Genomic DNA, 19,445 nt, shown 5'->3' with positions numbered 1-19,445 from the left:
CGCCTACAAATACACCTTTCTTCCCGGATGGATGACGCGGTCGACGAACTCGGCGGCGCACAGGCGTGTCGCGGTGAGGGTCTTGGTTTCGCCGCCGCGCCGCGGCGTCACCGTTAATCTTAGATCGGCGATCTTGCTGTTGTGGCAGTAGAGCAAGGCGCCGTCGGGGTCCATGTAAGTGACGGTGACGATATCCGCCGGCCGGTTGACGATCACGCCCGAGAGGCTGACTTCCTGGTTCTCGGCGCTGAACTCCCAACTCTCCGGCCCCCAGGCGCTGCGGTTGCGCACCAGGTGCGCGAACGAATTGAACCAATGCTCGCGGCCGAACGCCTTGAGGTAAAACAAGGTGAAGTGCGGATCGAAGGGTCCGAGGCGGATCTGGGCGTCGAGCCCTTCCCAGACGGCGTCGGGTTCCTCGGTAAACGCGTTGCAATGGCCCCAGGCCCAGCGCTGCGCGTGTTTGACGCCCCACAAATGCGTTTGTTGGCCCGGCGCGTCGCGCAGTTCGATCAGCCGCGAGCCGACCTGCACCCGGCCGTTGAGCCGGGCGTTTTCGTGGGCGACCAGCACCTTGGTTTTCGGAAAGGCGGTGAGGTCGTAGAGCGCCCGATGCGGCAACAGCGGCACCGGCGGATCGGGCGAGGCGAAAGTGAGATCCCAGGCGAAGGCCGCGCCTTCCGGCGAGTCGTTGATGCGCCCGCGGCAGTGCCGGCTGGATAGTTCGGCGTCGTCGAGGCGCAGCAGAAAGGGTTCGGCGGTGTTTTGCAGAAAGGCGATCGGGAAGCGGTTTTTCACCGCGACGTGATGGCGCGGCTCGCGGGCATCGAAGAAGATCGCCCAAAGTTCGCAAAAGGGATCGCCGATTCCCGGCTTCGGCGAGGTGAGCGTGTAGCGGATCCACCCGGCGGTCTGGCTTTCGCGGTCGTTCCATTTCAAATAGTACACTTCGTAAAAACCGCGCCGCCGGCGATCCCACCGCAGGCGGTTGGCGAAATCCGTTTCCAACCTCGTCATGGCCGGGCTCCGTTCGCTGCTTGACTGGCGGTTCACTTCTCGGTCGCGGTCCGGTCCGTCTTTCCTCCGGCGGCGTGTTTGCCGAGGAACAGTTCGGTGAAGAAACTCATCGAATCGCCCACGGGACCGATGGCCCGCGCCATCTTGCCCATGTAGTTAACCACATTGACCATTTCGACGCGAGAACCCTTTTTGATCGCGTTGAAAATGACCTTGCCCACTTTTTCCGGCGTATCGGAATAGTAGGGCAGGAGCTTCATGGAGATTTTTTCACCGAAGGTTTCGGCGACGGTCTTCGCCTCGTCGTAGAAGCCGGTATTGACCAGGTACGGATAAACGGTCGTGACCTTGATGTTGTGTTTGCGCAGTTCCCAATGCAGGATTTCGGAACCGACGCCCAGCGCCGCCTTGACCGCGGCGTAAGGCCCCCAGGTGGGCATCTGAAAGAACATCTGGCCGGATGAAATGTTGACGATCTGCCCTTCGCGGCGCGCGATCATCGAGGGCAGGAAGGCGTAAATGTGGTACAGAGGGCCGAACAAATCGATGTCGACCAGCAACTTCCATTTGGCGATCGGCGTCTCGGCGATTTCGCCCATGTAACCGACGCCGGCGTTGTTGACGAGAATGTCGAGGTGGCCGAACCGTTCCAGCACCGCCGCCGCCATTGCTTCCACCTGGGCCTGGTCCGCGACGTTGACCACGAAGGTTTCGACGGCGGCGCCGAAACCCTCCATCTTGCGTTTGGCTTCCGCCAGGGCCGATTCGTTGATGTCGGTGAGAATCAGTCGGCTGCCCGCTTTCGCGAAATTTTCCGCCAGGCGCAGCCCGATGCCGTTGGCGGCCCCCGTGATCAATACCGATTTTCCCTTGAGCTTGTTCATCGCGATCTCCCTTTCGGTTCAATCCGCTTGACGCGGCGGTTCGGAAGCGGGCTGGTCGTAAAGCCCGAGGCCGCGGAAGGCGAATTCCACCGCTTCCTCGGCGATCGTCATTTTCGATAAATCCTGCAACCGCCCTTGCATGCCGCTGTCGGTCAGTCGCAGGGCGATGCCGATGATCGCCTGGGCGACCACCTCGGCGCGGCAGGGGCGGGCAAATCCCTGGACGATGGCATATTCCAGAAACGACTGCGCCAGTTGGGCGAAGCGGTTGAAGAACTCGTCGATCACGCGGGCGAACTCGGGATCGATGGTCGGCCCTTCGCGAACGATCAGCCGGACCAGCTCGTAGTTATCCAGCACGATCGCCATGACCCGGCGAATCGCGTTGAGCGACATGTCGTGATACTCGTAAACGTTTTGCGGCAGATTGTCCGTCATGGGCGAAAATTGCGCCGCCAGCCGTTCGATGAATTCCTCGGTGAGCTGGGAGAAAAGGTCGCGCTTGTCCTTGAAGTAGCGGTAAAAAGTGCCTTGCCCCATTTGCGCTTCACTGACGATGTCGGAGATCAAGGTCTGATGATATCCTTGCCTCGCCAGTACTGCGGCGGCGGATTGCATCAAAACCTGGCGTGTTTTGATTTTTCGCTTGTCCTCGCGCCTTTTTCTTTCCATATTGTTGTTCTCCTGCAGCGCTTTTCCGGTGATGGGAATAAAATAAACAATTCGGACGGACTAGTCAATCCGTATTTTGGGAAATCAATCTCTCTGAAATAATCTTGTTTTTACAGGATATTTTCGTTTCTTAATTTATCGGCTGCCGTTTTCGAATGGTTTCGGCAGGAGAAAAAGGTTTGACATCGAAAGGAAATGGTTCATTATCGAATCCTGCCGGCTCGCCAAACCGAAGGGGTGTTTTGTTGCCGCGAAAGAGGATCAAAGACCTTCTTTTGGTCAATTTATTGATCGTTCTACTCTTTGTTCTTGCCTTGAGAATGCCAATCCGGCTGGCCTTGGCGGCGGTTTTTTTCGCCGACCTTTATTTTTTTCTGTGGCTGGCGGCGCCCAACATCGTCCATAACAACCCGGCGCTACGGCGAAAAATTTCCACCCCCGAGGAAGCCGGCCGTTTCGATTTTCATGCGACGATCACCGGAAATACGTTGTTCTTTTTTTCCTTCGCATTTTTATGTTTTACCGGCATGAACATGATGGCGCCCGATAGTGAAATGAGCAATGCGCAGGCTTCGGCGTTGTTACTGGCCCACTTTTTCCTGGGCGTTGCCGTTGTCGTGGTCCTGCTTTTTTATCTGGTTGCGCGGGTCCATCATTTACTGAAAGACGGCGATTCCCGACGAGTCGGGCTGTTGGATCTGATCGTCGATTTCATTGCCGGACTGGCGATTTTCCTGTTTTTCATGTTTGTCACCCAGTTGATGCCGGTCATCCTGATGTATCTGCTCACGCTGGGTTCGGCCTGCCTGATCGTTCTCCTGTTCGCCGTGCTTTACGTGCGCAGGCGAAAGCGCTTTCGCTCCGCCGGGGAGTGGTTGGGCGCCTGGGCCGCTGCGGCTACGCTCGCGCCGTTTGCCGTGCTCTTCCTCTTTTTATTCGGCTACAACCGGTTCGGCTCCCATTTTTCCAATGCCGATATTCAGGGATGGCACTGCGAATTTGCCAGGTTTGTCGGCGCAACCGTGCTGCTCACGCAGTTGTTTTTCATCTTACGCTCGGCGTTCGCGGCGACGCGGTGGACAAAAGTCCGCGCGCTGGCGGGCGGACTGGCGCGCTATCTAGGAACGCTTGTTTTGGTGGTGATCGGAGTGACTTTTTTACAGCGTATCCCGGCGACTTGGGTGTTTTTGATTAAAATCAAGGAGTTCCTGCTGCCGTTGCCGCCCGGCCATTGACGAGGCGGCCGCCGGTCACGCCTGACCGCAATCGATATCGATTCGTTCGATCCAAGCCGGATCGTGCCGGCCCAACCGAAGTTTTTCGGCATTCGTCAACAAATCGTGCGAGCGCGGCAGCGTATGATCCAACCCCATTTCCCGTCTTTTGTCGGCGATGATCGAAACGCCGACCGTATCCACCGCCACGGGATCGCGGCCGACGATCACCCCGTTGTATTTCCAGGACGAGATGCTGTTGTTCGTTTGCGGGCCCTGATCGTACAGCGGCGCGGTGGCGTCGAGCACGGCCAGCCGCGTTTTTTCGCGGATCGGCGCCAGGTTGTTCAGCAAGGCCAGGCTGACGTCGAGCGAGGCGTGCAGCAGATAAGGCTTCAAATGCGAGCCTTGAAGGTTTTTCAGGCAGAGGGTCGTTTCCGCCAGGTAATGCGTTTTCAGCGTGGCGACGTTGATCAGCGCGGTGCAATCGTAAAGCTTTTGTTCCAGTTGGGTTTGTAGGCTGCCGACGCTCTCCCACCGGTGGGAATAATCGCCGCCCGCCGTTTTCACGCCGTATTGCCGACAGTAGGTATTGAAATAGACCTCGCCGGGCTCGCGCGCCAGGAGCCGTACTTCTTGCGGGGGTTTTTCGTACCACGGATGCGCCAATTGGCGGAAATCCATCATACAGATGTTCTCGGGTGGGATGCCGATGCTCAGCAGACCGCGCAGGATCGGATCGAGGATCGGCAGGTGGACGGTCCACAACACTTTGATCGCGACGCGATCGTCCGGTGAAAATAAAGTTCGGTAGGCGTCCGGGACCGCACGCGTTCCGGTCAGATTGACCAGCGCGGAATCCAACATGCAACGGACATTCGTCAAATCCGGCCGGCCCATCCAACCGCCGGGCACGGTCGCGCTTTCCTGCTCCCAATACAGGTACGAATGGCGGGCGACGACCACTTTCGCTTTTTCGTCGCCGCAGGGAAATCTTCGCTCGGGCGGCAGTTCGGCGACGATTTTGGCCAACACCTCCCGCTCGCTCGGCATTCGCCGGCCGACGATGAACCACATGAAAAAGCGTTTGGGAATGGCGGCGATGGCAGCCAGCAGGGAACCCAATCCGACGAACAGCAGAATGATGAATTTTCTGCGGGATAGGTATGATTTTTTCGCGGTCGAATCCACGAATCCTCTTTCTGCCCCCGTCGCCCAGGATCGGGTTTGCGCCGATAAAGACCGGATACGACGAGATCGGCCGAGACCGACCGGTCAGAGTCACGATCGCCGTCGAAAGACCGGAAAATCGGGTCTTGTTCGCCTGGCTTCCATATTACGTCAGTTACCCGGTAAATCAATGTTCCGCCGGCGAAAGATGGGCTTGAACATTGCGAATGGATCGCCTTGCCGGCGGCAAATCCTTTTCGCGGCCGGGAAATGTTTCTCTCTAAAACGACCCGGACGGGATTGCGCAAAACTGGAAAATCCAGTTAGATAGGCCAAAATTTGCGGCGCTCTTTAAAAGTGGCATGTCAAGAAAAGCGAAGCGACATTCGGCAGCAAGAGGTTTGCACCATGAACATCCTGACCAAAGCGGAACTACTGTTACACATCGCCCGTTGGCGGGCCACCTGGGACAAGCGCGACATCGATTACCGGCCGCGGCACCTGGCCAATCCGAAGTTCATTTCCGCTCGCGAGGCCGCGAAAAAAATTGGCGACGGCGCCACGGTCTTCTCTTCCGGCATGGCGGCCAACAGCCGGTGCTCGATCTTTTTCTGGGCCATCAAAGACGTCTACAAGGAAACCGGCCACCCGAAAAATCTTACCTGGATTACCATCGGCGCCCAGGGCAGCCGCGGGCGCGTACCGGGCACGCTGGAGGAACTCTCGGCGCCGGGTTTGATCGACCGCATCATCTGCGGCCACCTCGAGACCGTCAAATCGCTGCTCAAGGCCGGCGACGAAGGCCGCATCGAAGTTCATACCATGCCGCAAGGGGTGCAGGCGTTTCTGCTGGAAACCCAGATGAACGGCGAAAAATATCTCGAGATCGAAACGGCCCTCGGTACGCGCGTCGATCCGCGCGTCGGCCCGGGAACCTACGTCGGCGGCAAGGCGATGCGCGAAAACTTCGTCGAGCCGGCCGGCGACAAATTGCGTTTCCACCTGCCGCCGATCGACTATTCCCTGTTTGTCGCGCCCTATTGCGATCTCGAAGGCAACCTGTACGTCAAGCATGTGGCGACCTACACCGACGCTTACGAAAGCAGCCTGGCCGCGCGGAAAAACGGCGGCCTGGTGATCGCCAGCGTCGGCGGGATCATCCCGAAAGACGAAAAGAAGATTTTCCTGCGGGCCGACCAGGTCGATCACATCATCTACAATCCGCGCAGCGAACAGACCGGCTCGGTGCAGCAGCGCAAGTATTGGCCGATGTTCACCGTCGAACACCGCGACGAGATCGACGTGCAGGAATCGGTCGAGCGCCTGCGGTTCGCCAACCACGTGTTGAAGATCACGCCCGTGCGCACGCCGATCGAATTGGCGACGGGTCGCCTGGGGGCCAAGCTGTTCACGCGCATCGTCAAGAAGGGCGCTTTCGTCAACATGGGCGTGGGGTTGCCCGAGGAAGTCAGCCGGATGCTGTTCGAGGGCGGCCTGTTCAAGGACATTACGCTGTTCACCGAGACGGGCGTGGTCGGCGGCTTGCCGACGCCGGGCATCTTTTTCGGCGCGGCGATCGCCCCGAAACAGATCGTTTCGTCGGCGCAGGTTTTTCACATGGCCTTCGAGAAGCTCGACCTGACCATGCTGGGTATCCTGGAGGTCGACTCGAACGGCAACGTCAACGTGTCAAAGCGCGGCCCCCGCGTCCTGGATTACGTCGGCCCCGGCGGTTTGCCGGATCTGGCCGCCGCGGCGCGCAACATCCTGTTCATCGGCTCGTGGATGGCGCACGCGAAAATCGAGGTGATCGACGGTCAGGTGAAGATCACCAAGCCGGGAATATGCAAATTCATGGATACCATCACGGAAATCACCTTCCACGGCCGCAATGCCCTGGCCAAGGGGAAAAAGGTCTACTACGTGACGAACGTCGGCGCCTTCCAATTGACTGAAGAAGGCATGATGCTCATCCAGGTGATGCCGGGCATCGACATCCAGCGCGATATTCTCGACGTCTGCAAGATGAAAGTCGTGCTGCCGCCCGATGGCCGGGTGCCGGTCGTCGAACGCGACATCGTCACCGGCGAAGGCTTCAAACTGTCTTGGCCGGGCGAGAAATAGGCGAGGGCGGGGGTCGACCGCTCCATCCGCCGGTATCGCGGGTGACAATTCTTCATCCATTTTCATCGGTTCGATGAAGCGCTGAAAATTTAGCAGTCCAAGGGATATTTCGCTGAGAAATCATCACGAAGCGTTTTCCGTAATATTCTAACTATATAAAATATAAATAAAATATATTTGCCGACCGCATTTGTGGGGCGGCATGTTATTTGCATAAATATTTGATGCAACTTGGGTATCGAACGCCAAAAGTACATTCCATGATCTCCGAGGTGAATCGGCATGAAGTCAATTACTGTCGGAATGATCGTTTTGCTTGCCGCTCTTGTTTGCGCCGGTTGGTCCGCATGCGATTCCAATGACGATGACGATTCCAACGCCGCTGCCGCCGATGACGATCTGGGCGACGATGATCTGGCGGACGACGACGACAACGACACGGTTTTCGATGACGACGATGATGACAATAACGACGATGACAATGACGACAATGACGACAACGACGACGACACGCTAGCCGACGACGATGATGATGATGATAACGATGACAATGACGACAACGACGACAACGATGACAACGATGACAATGACGACAACGACACGCTCGGGGACGATGACGACAACGACGACAACGACGCCTCGCCGATCGATTCCATTTCGGGCGAAGCGATCGACGGCGGCGGGACCGGCACCCAGGTCAAACTCGCGATCGCTCCGGATGGAACGAAGTATGTCGCTTTCCTGCGGGGCTATTCGATTTTCCTTTATTCGCAAGACGCAAAAGGCGTTTGGAAGAATGAACACGTCTATCGCCCGGCGCGCGATTTCGATTTCGGTGTCGACGGCGCCGGACGGCCGCAGTTCATCTATCGCGATCGGCTGCACGACGATCGCCTCTGTCACACGGTGAAAACCGCCAAAGGCTGGGTGACCACCGTCGTCACCGGCGACAGCCTCTGCTCGGCCTTCGCGGTCGATTCCACTGGCAAATCGCACATCGCGAACATCAACAAAGAACACAAATTGCGATATCTCACCGATGCCTCGGGGGAATGGCGCGGGTACAGCGTCGCCTCGCCCGTCTATTGTTACGTCGACATCGCCGCCGACGCGCAGGACAACGTCCATTTGGCCTATTTCGACCAGAGCGGGCAGGGGATCGTCGCCGACAACCGCGCCGGTTCCTGGTCGCGGAGCGTTTTCGATTCATCGTTGGATGGATCGCGTCCGGTCCTGGCCCTCGGCGCAGACGGTTCCCGTTTCGTCGGCTTCGTCACCTGGAGCGGCCGGTATGTGGCGAGCGAAGCCGGCGGCGGCTGGACTTCCAGCCTGGTGGAACAGTTGTCGATCGATTACACGACCGAAAACGTCGCCCTGGCGGTAGATGCCAGCGGACGGGCAAATCTGCTGTACGATTACAACTATGTCTACTGTTCCCCTTACCGCTACGCATTGAAGCTAGCCGTTCAAAACGATTCGGGTTGGTCGCTGCAAACGATCGAGCCGGAGATCTACGATGAAAGCAACGGCTACTACAAGTCGATCATCGCGGACGGCGACGGGGCGATTCACCTGGCCTACATCAATCCGTCCGGGGTGAAATATCGGCCGCTCGACGGCGAGGCGGAAATCGTGGAAACGGCGCGGATCGATTCGGAGGATTACCTGAACGCGATCGTCGACGCGGACGACGTCATTCATCTGGTCTACATGGCCAATTTCGGCAGTAACGGCTATCTGCGCTACGGTTTCGGCGGCGCCGACGACTGGCAATTCGAGGTGGCGATCCCCTGCGTGCAAGGGTTGGAGGCGGGCAATAAATATTGGTGGGTCATGATTTCGGCCCAGTATGCCCGGCTGGCGCTGGATGCCGACGGCGTCCCCCATGTCGCCGGCCGCAAGCACAACACCTACAGCGACGGCGGATTTTCGACCGAATATTTCGGACTTTATTATGCGGTGAGGCGGGATGGCGAATGGGATTGGGATGAAATCGTCTATTCGGGGGGCGGCGACCGCGTGGCGGTAGCCTCGGTTGACGCCGACAATCCGCTCGTGGGGCATATCAACGGGAACAACAAGCTTGTCGTCTGGCAATTGGACGAGGAATTTATCGATTGGTACAGCGAATACGTCAGCGATGCCGCCGGCCCGGCGCTCGCCATGATCCGCGATCACGACCGCGGTGTGGTGCATGCCCTGTGGAAAGACGATGAAACCACGACCGCGTTGGTTTACGGGACGATGAACGAGGACAAAAGCTGGGAGGTTGAGCGCTTGGCGGAAGACGTTTCGCCGCGCCCGGAAACCTTGCGGCTGGCGCTCGATTCCGCTGGGCTGCTGCACTTCATCTACGTCGACGCCACCACGGGTGAATTGCGCTATCAGCGACAAACCGAATCCGGTTGGGAAGTGGAAACGGTCGTGACGGGCGCCAATCTGCCGTTCGCCTATCTTGCCCTGGACCCGGACGACCAGCCGCGCCTGACCTATTACGACGGCGAAACGGAATCCCTTTGCTACCTGGTGCTGACCGCGGACGGTTGGGTCTCGCGCCTGCTGTTGCGCAACGGCCTGCTGGTGTCGTCGCCGCACGCGCTGGCGGTGGATTCGGCCGGTGTCTCGCATTTGTTCTATGTGAGCGACGGCGTGCTATGGCACGCGGAGTTGGAGTGATCGGATCGAATAAAGCGATCAAACCAAACGAGGCAACCATGAGAGTGATGCAATTTCGGTTGTTGGTTGTTTTCTTCGCGTTTTTTTGCGCCGGTTGGTCGGCCTGTGATTCCGACAACGACGATGATGACGCAGGCGCTGATCCGGTCGACGATGACGCCGTCGCCGACGATGACAACGATACAATTTCGGATGACGACGACGATAACGATAACGACGACGACAACGATACACTAGCTGACGACGATGATGATGACGATGACGACGATGACGATGATGATGATGACGATGATGATGATGACGACAACGATACGACCGGGGACGACGACGACGATAACGACGACGATACGATGCTCGTCGATAACCTTCGTGGCGAAATGGTTGAAGGCGGCGCTCCCGGCGACTGCGTGAAGATCGCCGTCGGTTCCGATGGTCTGCCGAGAGTGGCGGCGCTGCGTGCCAATGCTGTTTTCTTCTATACCCGCGTGGAAGGTTCGCAAGAAACGTGGCAGGAAGAATTCGTCGTTCGTCCGGCGGCCTGGCTCGATTTCGCGCTCGACGGCGCGGGACATCCCCACTTGATCTATAAAGAAGGCTACTCGACCAATCGCCTTTACTATCTGACCAAAACCGCCAAGGGTTGGGAACGGTCGATCGTCGCCGACGATTGCTACCAGGCGGCGCTGGCCGCGGATGCCGCCGGTCATGCCCACATTGCCTATGACAACCTGGAAGACAAGCTCCGCTATCTGACCAATGCCGGCGGGAATTGGCAGGGAGCCGACATCGATTATCCGGTCAACATGTATCTCGATATCGCTCTCGACGCGCAGGGCGCCGTTCATCTCGTCTATACGCGCAACGATCAAAAAGGGCAGCAAATCGTCGCCGACAACCGCGAAGGTTACTGGCAACAAACGGCTTACACCGCTTATCTCGCCTACCGGCAGTCCATTACCGTCGGCCCGGACGGCAAACGCTATGTCGGTTTTCTCGGCAGTATGGGCCGGTACGTCGCCCTCGAAACGGACCAGGGCTGGACGACCGTGCCGGTGGACCAGATTCTCGTCGATTACACGACCACCTCGGTGGCGGTGGCGCTCGACGGGCAGGGCCGGGTGAATCTGCTCTACGATTTCAATTACACCATGACCCCCCCTTATCGTTTCTCGCTACGCCTGGCGGTGAAAAACGGAACGGGCTGGAGCATTCAGATCATCGAACCCGACAACGCGACCTATGACAACAACGAATACAAGGACATGGTCGCCGACGCCGAGGGCGGGATCCACCTGGCGTATCAGAACCGCGACGCAGTAATCGGCGTCAAATACCGCAGCCCGGCCGCCGCGACGGAATGGGTAGTGAGCCAACTTTTGGATGGAGCGGAATATCTGAACGCCGTGATCGACACAAACGGCGATTTTCATCTGGCGTATCTCGGATGGCACGGCAGCGTCTCCCAGTTGCGATACGCCTATTCCACGGCGGGCGGCTGGCAATTCGAGCCGGTCATTCTCGGCAGCTATTACCACTTTCCGGGAAAGAGCTGGTGGACGCAGGATATCCGCGGGGTCAATGCGAAGTTGCTGTTGGACAACGACGGCGTGCCGCGCATCGCCGCCTTAGACGAGTACCTTTATTGGGATGCCTATCTTTCCACCACCTATAGCTTCGATTATGCGGTGCGCGAAGACGGCGAATGGAACACGGAAAACGTGGATTGCTGGTTGTGCGATCAAGTGGCGGTGGCGGCGACGAACGCGGACGATGTGCGGTTGGCGGCGATCGACTATCCGGCGTTGGAAATCTTTGCCTGGGAGGACACGATCCACGGCTACCAATGGATCGGCACCCAGTTGTCGGATTCCGCGCAATATTCCGTGGTGATGGCTCGCGACCCGGAAACCGGCACGCTGCATATGATCTGGAAAGACAGCGAACCGGTCAGCGGCTTGTATTACCGGGTTTCGTCCGACGACTCGACGTGGACCGTCGAAACGATCGTGGAGAACGTCGAGCCGTATCGCAACTCACTGACTATGGCGCTCGACGGCGACGGCGGGGTTCATGCCCTTTATTTCGATGTCGATGCGGGTGAATTGCGCTACTTGCAGCGGACCGCGAAAGGGTGGGAGGTTGAACCCGTGGCGACCGGCGCCCTCTTGCTGGTTTCCTCGCTGGCTTTGGGCCCGGACAACCGGCCGCGAATCGCTTATTACGACGACGATACCGCATCGCTCTTCTATCTGGTCGAAAATACAGGCGGTTGGCATTCGAGCCTGCTGTTGCGAGGCGAGTCGCTCGTTTCGGCACCGCACACGTTGGCGGTGGACGGCGCCGGCGTGACGCACTTGTTTTACACGAGCGGCGGCGCGATCTGGCATGCGGAACCGGCTTGGCCGAAGTAGGGCCGTTACTGGCCCCAGGAGGCGACATGAAGACCAAAATCGGGCGGTTGCTTCTGTTGGCATTCGTTTTCCTTTTTGCGGCGGCACCGGGATGCAACGACAACGACGACGATTCCGATGATGACGGAAACAGCGGTGGCGACGACGACCTGACGGACGACGATTTCACGGATGACGATACGAGCGGCGACGACGACAATGACGATTCGGGTGGCGATGACGACGACGATAACGACGACAATGACGACAACGACAACGACGACGACAACGACGACGACAATGATGATGACAATGACGATAACGACGACAATGACGACAACGACGACAATGACGACAACGACAGCACGCCGGCGATTTATCCGGAGCTGACGATCCTGGACGGCGGCGAAACGGGCCGCAACGGCTACGATATCGAAAAAGCCCCCGACGGCACCTTGTACGTCGGCCTGATTCGCGGCGGCCGGCTCTACGTACACCGCTTGCTGGACGGCGCGGAAGTGGCGGGCATCCCGACGATTTTCACGTACAACATCGGCATGGCCATTGACGCGACCGGCGCGTTTCACTTTGTCTATTCGCTGTATGGTGGCAACTATACCTACGACCTTTGGTACCTGACCAATTCCAGCGGGCAATGGACGACCCGGCGCATCGACACTGATTACGAGCGGGACTATTTGATCGACGTGAAAACCGACGCGAACGGCGCGGCGCACGTTGCCTACATGAAATACCCCGATTACGTCGAATACGAGGTCTATTACGCGACCAATCGCACCGGGTCCTGGGTGACCCGGATGATCGAAAACACCAACGAGCCCGGTGACAACGGCGGGCCGGCCATGATCGTCGACGCCGCCGGAAACGCCTATCTCACTTACAATTACAGCAGCACGCTGCGCCTGGCCAACAATCGTTCCGGCTTTTGGGTCAAGGGCGATCAGACATCCTGTCCGGCCATGAACAACTACGGAACGGGCCTGGAGGACGAACAGGGCATTTTGCACTTCTTTTATTACAATTACACGAACGAGCTGGTTCATGCCCAGGATGACGGCGCGCTTCATTTTACGTGCGAGAATCTGGGGCCGGGCGGGATCACGCCCAATTCGGCCCTGGACGGCGACGGCGCGATCCATGTCAGCACGCTGAAATATAGCTCCGCAGCCTACCTGCTTTATTACTATACCAACCGCCAGGGATCGTGGATCTCGGAACTCGTCCAGGAAGTCCATCCGCACGTTTCGGATTCGATCAACACCCGGATCGGGGTGGATCAGTCGGGATTGGCCCACATCGCCTGTTACGACGGCAACACGACTTCGAATCTGCTGCGGATGGATCAAACCGCCAAGGGATGGGTCCACGACCAACCGATCACCGGCGGCGGGTGGATTCGTTGGGGCACCGACATGACGCTGAATCCGCAGGACGAGCCGGTCATCGCTTGGAATAGTGACGGCGATTTCGGCCTTGCGAAAAAAACCGCCGACGGATGGGAGACGGAAACCTTGCCGTTGCCGGTCGAGGATGTGGCGGTCGCCGTCGATGCGGCGGGTCATCGCCATGTACTGATGGAAGGCGGCGACAGCTATACGATCGAGTATTTGACCGACCAATCCGGCGAATGGGAGCAGGAAACGGTCGATTTTCGCCTGTGCGAGCGGGTTCAACTGGCCGTGGACGATGCCGGCAAGGCTTATGCCAGCTACGAATGCACGATCAACGATCCAAAATCGTCGACGCTGCTGATTTTCGCCACCAACGCCGGCGGCGACTGGGAAATCGAGGATCCCGGGTTCCTGCTGGATGTATACGCGACGCATCGGATGGTCCGGATCGACGACGAGATCCGCATTGTCGCCACCACCGACAACGGGCTGTTCATCGGCACGCGGGCGGGCGGCGAGTGGTCGTGGGAACAAAAATTATCCGACTATTCTTTTCTCTACGGTGTGGCCGCCGATGCCGACGGTCACCTCCATGTCTTGTTTTATTACGATCAAGCCATCCGCTATGCCACGGATGAAAGCGGCGCCTGGCAGATGGAAACCGTTTGTCCGAACAGTGGTTTTCACGATGCGACCATCACGGTCGATACCGCCGGCAACGCCCACCTCGTCTATTGGCAGCCCACGCTGATCCACGCCTGGAAAACCGGCGGTGCCTGGCAATCGAGGAATCTGCTGGTCCCCGGAATGGAGTTCCTGGTTCCGCGCCTGCGGTTCGATTCATTCGGCATAGGTCATTTGTCGTTCCTGGGCGCGCAGGCGCAATGGTATATGACTATCCCCGGCGAGACGAGAACGGCAAGATGACATCGTGAAATGGATTGCCGGTTCGCCAAAGAGGAAAAATCCGCTCGCCGAATGACGAGGTGAACGATGATCTCATTGGGGCGTTGGCTGCTCGTGATTTCCGCTTTGGTCTTCGGTTTGTTCGCCCTTGCCTGTGAGAGCCAACCGAACGATGCCGACGACGATGACGCGGCCGATGATGACGATTCGGGCGATGATGACGTAGCCGATGACGACGGCTCGGGCGATGATGACGACAACGACAACGACGACAACGATACCATCGACGACGACGATGATGATGACGACAACGACGATAATGACGATAACGACGACAACGACGACAATGATGACAACGACGACAATGATGACAACGACACGGTCGGCGATGACGACGACAATGACGACTCCTCGCCGGAAGCGGAGTTCGGCGGCGAGATCATCGACGGCGGTTTTCTCAATGACGAGCACCTGGCCGTCGGTCCGGACGGCCGCGTCTACGTCGCGTCCATCTTCGCCGATTCGGTCTTTTTATCCACCCGGGAAACGGACGGTTCCTGGACGCGCGAATTCGTCCGGCGGCCGGCGGGTTATCCCATCTCGATGGCGGTCGACGGGGCCGGGCACCCGCATGTGCTGTATCGCGAAAACCTCGGTTCCCAGCGGTTGTATCACCTGGAACGGGACGAAAAAGGGTGGCAAAGGGAAGTGGTCACCAACGACAGCGTCAAGGCATCTTTCGCCGTGGACAGCGCGGGCAACGCGCACGTGGCCAACGTCAATTCCCAGTACAAACTGCGCTATTTGACCGATGCGGGCGGCGCCTGGCACGGCTACAACGTCGCCCCGGCCGTGGCCGAATACAGCAAAATCAGCATCGCGGTCGATCCGCAAGGCGCGGTGCACCTGGTCTATTACTACGACGGCCTCGGCAGGATCGCGGACAATCGCTCCGGCGCCTGGCATCGGGAGATATTCGATGCCGAAAGAGAGGGCGATTACCCCGTGGTCGCCGTGGGGGCGGACGGCGTCCGTTACGTCGGGTTCCTTGCCCGGCCCGGACGCTATCTTGCGGTCGGGCAATCCGGCGGCTGGACGGTTCGCACGGTGGATAATCCCTTGGACGAATACGAGACCAACAATCTCGCCCTGGCGGTCGACCGCAACGGCAACCCCAGTCTGCTCTACGATTATTCCAACACCTTCAGCGAGCCCTACTGGTCGTCGCTGCGCCTGGCGGAATGGAGCGATAAGGGGTGGACGTACACAACGCTGGAAGACGGGTGGGACGAATACGCGACCGCTTATTATCAATCCATGGCGAACGGTCCCGACGGGAGCGTTCACCTGGCCTACATCCGTCGCGGCGAAGCCAACAGCATCCAATATCGTTCGCCGGCCGCCGTCACCGAGACGGCGATGCAATCGGACGTCGGCGCGGTCGATTACCTGAATGCCGTGGTGGACGATAACGACGACATCCATCTGGCTTATCTCGCCTGGCAGAACGGCATGCTGTCGCATTTGCGCTACGGCGCGCCGGCCGGCGACGGTTGGGATTTTGCGGTGTTGATTCAAGGCTATTACTACCACAATCCCGGAAAGAGCTATTGGTCGCAGACCATTCCGGGCGAGTTCGCGCGGCTGATCCTGGACGATGATCAACGGCCGCAGATCATTGCACGCCAGCATCACATCGATTACGACGTGACCTATCATGCCTTCTACGGCATCAAATATGCGCAATGGGGCGATGACGGCTGGTCGACGATGGATGTCACCGCCGAGAATTGCGGCCACGTCGCGGTCGCGGCGGCGGGCGACCGCGACGCGCGGTTGCTCAACTATCAAGATCAACTCCTGGTATTCCAACGTCCCGACGAAATCTTCTGGGGCCGCTGGAACCCGGAGAATTTGAGTTCGACCGCCCGGGACGCCCTGGCCATGGCCCGCGATCGGGTGACCGGCGCCCTGCATATTCTCTGGCGCGATGAGGAACCCTTACTGGGATTGTATTACCGGGTGACGACGGACGACGCGACCTGGCAGGTCCAATCGCTGGTCGAAGGCGCCGATCCCGATCCCGACAGCTTGAAGATGTTGCTCGATTCGCAAGGCCTGGTCCACGCCATTTATTACGACCAGACGGCGGATCAGCTTCAATACCTGCGCCAGACCGAATCGGCTTGGGAAATGGAGACCGTCGCCGCCGGGCCGACGATCAGATATTCCTCGCTGGCCCTGGATCCGAACGATCGGCCGCGCATCACCTATTTCGACCACGCTCCCGCCACCCGGCCGTTTTATTATCTCGTCGCGGATGAAACGGGCTGGACCTCGACCCTGCTGGTGAACAATGCGCAGTTGGCTTCGGGAGATCATGTTCTGGTGGTGGATTCGACCGGAGTGTCCCACCTGTTCTATGAGGCCGGCGGCGCCGTGTGGTACACGCGATTGGAGACGAATTAAGAAAAATCGGTGAAGAAAAGAGCCGCGACAGCGGGGACCGAACGGTGATGAAATTCTTCCTGCTATTTATCGGGGAATGACTGCGCTATAATTCATTCACGGCACTTCAACCATCAGAAAAAAAAGGAGCTACGATGCACCGCTTCTCTCTTCTTGTCTGGTTGTTGTTGGCACCGGTGTTCGTGTTGTCCTTGGCTGTGGCCGAGGAAATCGAGGGGACGCCGCTCAAGGCCGGGGTATTTCGCCCGGAGCAGTTCAACGCGCCGTCGGCTTGCGGCGAGTGCCACGTCACCCTGCATGACGAATGGCGCGGCTCCGTGCATGCGCTTGCGCTCCAAGACCCGGTGTTTCAGGCCATTACCAAAATGTTCTGGGACGACGCGAAAAACGACGGCGAGCGGCACGAGTGCGAGGCCTGCATCAAGTGCCATGCCCCGGCCGCTTTCGGCGCCGGCCAGATAACCAATCCGGGCCAGCCATTCGCGACGGTGACGCCGGGCCCGACCAACGGCATCTTCTGCGACTTTTGCCATTCCGTATCCGGCTCGCTGGAACGAAAGAATACGAGCTTTGCGATGATGCCCGGCCGCGATCTCGGCGAACCCGGCACGAAGCGCGGACCGCGCTCCGAAGGTGAAAACGACTTTCACCAGATCGCTTATTCCGGCCTGCACACGAGGTCCGAATTTTGCGGCACTTGCCACGAGGTAAAACACGTCGTCAACGAGACGCCGCTCGAAAGCACCTATTCGGAATGGCTCCACGGGCCTTATTACACCGGCGACCCGGCGACGACCGTGCATTGCCAGGATTGTCATCTGCGGCAGGCGCCAGGACTTCCGGCGACGGGAACCACGGCGCGCCCCGATCGTCCGGGCAGCGCCGCCGAGGGATCGCCCCGGCGGCCGCATGTTTGGCGGCATAACGTGGTCGGCGCCAATATTTTCCTGCCCAAAATATTCGGCGATGCGGGCGCACGTGAGACGATGGCCCGCGAGCGGCTGCAAAATTGCGCTTCGCTCGAAGTCAAAGGTGAGGGAAGTTGGAAATCCGGCGGCCTGGCCGTCCTGCGGGTCAAGGTGAAAAACGACGGCGCGGGACATTACCTGCCTACCGGCGTCACGGAATTGCGCGAGATGTGGCTGGAAGTCAAAGTGCTCGATGGGCGCGGCAGATTGTTGTATTCGTCCGGCGTGGCCGATGCCGCCGGCGCGTTGCCGGCCGATACGGTGCTCTACAACATGCATTTGGCCGATCCGGAAGGAAACCCGACCTTGAATATCGCGCGGGCCGATCGCGTTCTCTTCGATTACCGCATTCCGCCCAAGGGATACCGTCTGGAAACCTATCGTTTCCTGCTGCCGCCGCAACTGCGGGGCGAACTGACCGTTGAAACGCGCTTGCTTTATCGCGGCCTGCCCAAGGCTGTCCTGGATTTGCTGGGGCCGGCGGCGCCGGTTGTTCCGACCGTCGAGATGGCGCGACAGGTGGTGAAAGTAAGCATTCGATAGACAGCAGGGGTTCATTATTTATCTCCCAACCATTTTGGTGATAGTCTATCCATGTTGAAGGGCTACTATTCACATGGGAGTAATGCCGATGAAACTCACCGGTCAATTCGGGGGAACGGTTCTGCTACTGCTGCTGCTCACGACCTTTTATTGTTGTTCTGATAAACAAAACGACGACGATAACGACAATGACGACAGCGGTGACGATACGGGAAACGGAGAACAAGATTTGCCGGATAACATCGAGGCTTGTGAGCCGTTTTCACCGGCGGGTAACTGGTTTGAATTCGTGGATGATATCGAGGCGGCCCAACGCGAATACCTCAAACAATTCGGGTCGGGTGCTTTTGTTGCCGGCAAGGCGCGGGTTTCCGGAAATTCGATCGATCTTGAAATCGACGATTGGCGCCTGACCATGCATTGGTTGTCGGACGTCGTCCGGCGACCGTTCGCGGACGGTCAATCCGTTTTGATCTATATGCGGGGCGATATTTACGAATACTCAAGGGCGAATTTATGGGTGTTGAACGAGGACCGCGAGACGCTGTTGTATTGGGATGAGGCGACACCCTCGGGAAACATCGGCGATCAATTCGGGGAGAACAGCATTCTCTTGGTGTTCGATTTTGCTTGCGAGTATCGCGATCATGGCCCACCGGAACCTTATTACGGTTGGCGGCGAGTTTTCGGAATGGATTTTTCGGGCTCGCTCGACGGCAGCCTGATCGGCGGCTACCCGCAATATTCTCATCCGTCGGTCGATGAAAAGTTCAATATCAATCTGGTCTATAGCTATTATGGCCGCACCGACACCGATGAAATGGTGACGGATACCGATGTCCGTTATTACGGTGATATGGCCCTGCAGATCGTGCGGGCTCTCTGATTGGCTTGACGCTACAGCCATCGATTGAAAGATGCGCCCTCCGCCGGGGAAGGTTTTTCCTTTCGCGACTGACTTGGCAAAGTACGGTATCTGGCCTATTAACGAAAGACTTGG

At 58.4% G+C, this 19,445-nt stretch carries 11 protein-coding genes and 1 pseudogene; 8 read left to right on the top strand and 4 right to left on the bottom strand.

Annotation, left to right across the window (positions count from 1 at the left end; translation table 11 throughout):
• Nucleotides 1-3: 3 nt before the first annotated feature.
• From GX444_14365 to GX444_14355, 3 genes are read right to left on the bottom strand one after another with little or no spacing between them, the layout of a single operon-like run.
• Nucleotides 4-1,017 carry a hypothetical protein gene (locus GX444_14365; protein NLH49763.1) on the bottom strand — a complete coding sequence of 338 codons (1,014 nt, stop codon included), beginning with the start codon at nucleotides 1,015-1,017 and terminating at the stop codon, nucleotides 4-6.
• Nucleotides 1,018-1,049: 32 nt separating this feature from the next.
• Nucleotides 1,050-1,901 carry an SDR family oxidoreductase gene (locus GX444_14360; protein NLH49762.1) on the bottom strand — a complete coding sequence of 284 codons (852 nt, stop codon included), beginning with the start codon at nucleotides 1,899-1,901 and terminating at the stop codon, nucleotides 1,050-1,052.
• Between the two features lie 18 nt (nucleotides 1,902-1,919).
• Entirely contained in the window at nucleotides 1,920-2,573 is a 654-nt protein-coding gene (locus GX444_14355) for a TetR/AcrR family transcriptional regulator (GenBank protein ID NLH49761.1), read from the bottom strand.
• 179 nt (nucleotides 2,574-2,752) lie between these two features.
• Here GX444_14355 and GX444_14350 point away from each other — a divergent pair, with 179 nt between their 5' ends.
• On the top strand, nucleotides 2,753-3,808 hold the full coding sequence (locus GX444_14350) for a hypothetical protein (protein NLH49760.1): 1,056 nt from the start codon (nucleotides 2,753-2,755) through the stop codon (nucleotides 3,806-3,808).
• A gap of 15 nt (nucleotides 3,809-3,823) precedes the next feature.
• Here the strand turns inward: GX444_14350 and GX444_14345 are convergent, their stop codons facing one another.
• Complete coding sequence (locus GX444_14345) at nucleotides 3,824-4,978, bottom strand: DUF362 domain-containing protein (protein ID NLH49759.1); 1,155 nt, start codon at nucleotides 4,976-4,978, stop codon at nucleotides 3,824-3,826.
• Between the two features lie 387 nt (nucleotides 4,979-5,365).
• On the opposite strand from GX444_14345, the gene GX444_14340 reads away from it, so the two are divergent.
• From GX444_14340 to GX444_14310, 7 genes and pseudogenes are all read left to right on the top strand, one after another.
• A complete protein-coding gene (locus GX444_14340) occupies nucleotides 5,366-7,081 on the top strand; it encodes a hypothetical protein (protein ID NLH49758.1) in 1,716 nt (571 codons plus the stop codon).
• A 282-nt stretch (nucleotides 7,082-7,363) separates the two neighbouring features.
• Entirely contained in the window at nucleotides 7,364-9,757 is a 2,394-nt protein-coding gene (locus GX444_14335; GenBank protein NLH49757.1) for a hypothetical protein, read from the top strand.
• Between the two features lie 149 nt (nucleotides 9,758-9,906).
• Nucleotides 9,907-10,104 (top strand): annotated as a pseudogene (locus GX444_14330) (ATPase).
• Between the two features lie 2,090 nt (nucleotides 10,105-12,194).
• Nucleotides 12,195-14,486 carry a hypothetical protein gene (locus tag GX444_14325; protein NLH49756.1) on the top strand — a complete coding sequence of 764 codons (2,292 nt, stop codon included), beginning with the start codon at nucleotides 12,195-12,197 and terminating at the stop codon, nucleotides 14,484-14,486.
• A 66-nt stretch (nucleotides 14,487-14,552) separates the two neighbouring features.
• Nucleotides 14,553-16,934 carry a hypothetical protein gene (locus GX444_14320; protein ID NLH49755.1) on the top strand — a complete coding sequence of 794 codons (2,382 nt, stop codon included), beginning with the start codon at nucleotides 14,553-14,555 and terminating at the stop codon, nucleotides 16,932-16,934.
• A 134-nt stretch (nucleotides 16,935-17,068) separates the two neighbouring features.
• Nucleotides 17,069-18,445, top strand: a complete 1,377-nt coding sequence (locus tag GX444_14315) for a cytochrome c554 family protein (protein NLH49754.1) — start codon at nucleotides 17,069-17,071, stop codon at nucleotides 18,443-18,445.
• Nucleotides 18,446-18,533: 88 nt separating this feature from the next.
• Entirely contained in the window at nucleotides 18,534-19,331 is a 798-nt protein-coding gene (locus tag GX444_14310; protein ID NLH49753.1) for a hypothetical protein, read from the top strand.
• Nucleotides 19,332-19,445 lie beyond the last annotated feature (114 nt).

The sequence above is a fragment of the Myxococcales bacterium genome, from assembly GCA_012517325.1.
Taxonomy (GTDB): domain Bacteria; phylum Lernaellota; class Lernaellaia; order Lernaellales; family Lernaellaceae; genus JAAYVF01.
Note: the sequence above shows the minus strand (reverse complement) of the source record. Positions and strands in the feature narration are given on the sequence as shown.